The organism is Kitasatospora sp. NPDC091257, assembly GCF_044757675.1.
GTDB classification, from domain to species: domain Bacteria; phylum Actinomycetota; class Actinomycetes; order Streptomycetales; family Streptomycetaceae; genus Kitasatospora; species Kitasatospora lactacystinica.
In genome coordinates this window covers 1-1,299 of record NZ_JBIVVI010001754.1, presented here as the reverse complement: position 1 = coordinate 1,299, position 1,299 = coordinate 1, and the positions used below count along the sequence as shown (strand labels likewise).

Annotated in this window: 1 protein-coding gene; it reads left to right on the top strand. The window is 73.3% G+C overall.

Features of this window, described 5'->3' with window-relative positions:
* The first annotated feature begins 201 nt into the window (after positions 1-201).
* Positions 202-1,227: an ATP-dependent 6-phosphofructokinase gene (locus ACIQOV_RS41785; RefSeq protein ID WP_401056421.1), complete on the top strand. Its 1,026-nt coding sequence runs from the start codon at positions 202-204 to the stop codon at positions 1,225-1,227.
* The last annotated feature ends 72 nt before the right edge of the window (positions 1,228-1,299 follow it).

The window sequence follows — 1,299 nt, the reverse complement described above, 5'->3', positions numbered from 1 at the left end:
GATCGCGTCGGCCCCGGCGAGGACCCGGGAGGCGGGGCCCCGGCGGGCGGTCCGCGCCGATCCCCGTACGGCGGGCGGCGCGTGACGCTCCGGTGCGCTGGGAACGGGTGTCGAGGGTGCGTTGTGCGTAGGCTTGCGACACCCCAGCCCACCCGCCCGGCGCGGGTGGCCCGACCCACTGCGAGCGGGAGCACACCAGACATGCGCATCGGTGTACTGACCAGCGGCGGCGACTGCCCCGGCCTCAACGCGGTGATCCGCTCGGTGGTGCACCGGGGCACCGACGTCCACGGGCACGAGATCGTCGGCATCCTGGACGGCTTCCTCGGACTGATCGAGGGCCGCACCAGGACGGTCTCGCACGACGACGTCACCGGCCTGCTCACCCTCGGCGGCACCATCCTGGGCTCGGCCCGGGTGCGGCGGGACCGGATCGCCTGGGCGGTGGAGAACGCCAAGACGCTGGCCCGGGAGATCGGCATCGACGCGCTGATCGCGATCGGCGGGGAGGGCACGCTGACCGCCGCCAAGCTGTTCAGCGACGCCGGACTGCCCGTGGTCGGGGTGCCGAAGACCATCGACAACGACATCGACGCCACCGACGTGACCTTCGGCTTCGACACCGCCGTGCACGTCGCGACCGAGGCGATCGACCGGCTGAAGACCACCGCCGAGTCCCACCAGCGCGTCATGGTGGTCGAGTTGATGGGCCGGCACACCGGCTGGATCACCCTCACCGCGGGCATGGCGGGCGGTGCGCACGGCATCCTGATCCCGGAGAAGCCCTTCGACATCGAGGCGGTGGCCCGGATAATCGAGGACCGCTTCGCGCGCGGCAAGAAGTTCGCCATCATCGCCGTCGCCGAGGGCGCCTCCCCGCTGCCCGGCACCATGCGCTTCGACCACGGCGAGGTCGACCAGTACGGCCACCGGACCTTCGGCGGGATCGGCAACCGGCTCGCCCACGAGCTGGAGAACCTGCTCGGCAAGGAGGCCCGCCCGGTCATCCTCGGCCACGTCCAGCGCGGCGGCACCCCGACCGCCCGGGACCGGGTGCTCGCCACCCGGTTCGGCTGGCACGCGGTGGAGGCCGTCCAGCGGGGGGCGTTCGGACACTTCACCGCGCTGCGCCGGACCGGCATCGAACTGCTGCCGATCGGCGACGCGGTGACCAGGCTGAAGACGGTGCCGAAGGACCGCTGGGCGGAGTCCGAGGCGGTGCTCTGAGAGCGCGCCGGTAGGTTGGGGCCCATGGCCCTCCCGTGTGGCCCCCCCCCCCCCCGCCGCAGCGCGGCGCAC

What these genes read in the sequence shown, in the direction of transcription:
- ACIQOV_RS41785 (WP_401056421.1), top strand. Translation starts at nt 202, where the DNA reads ATGCGCATCGGTGTACTGACCAGCGGCGGCGACTGCCCCGGCCTCAAC.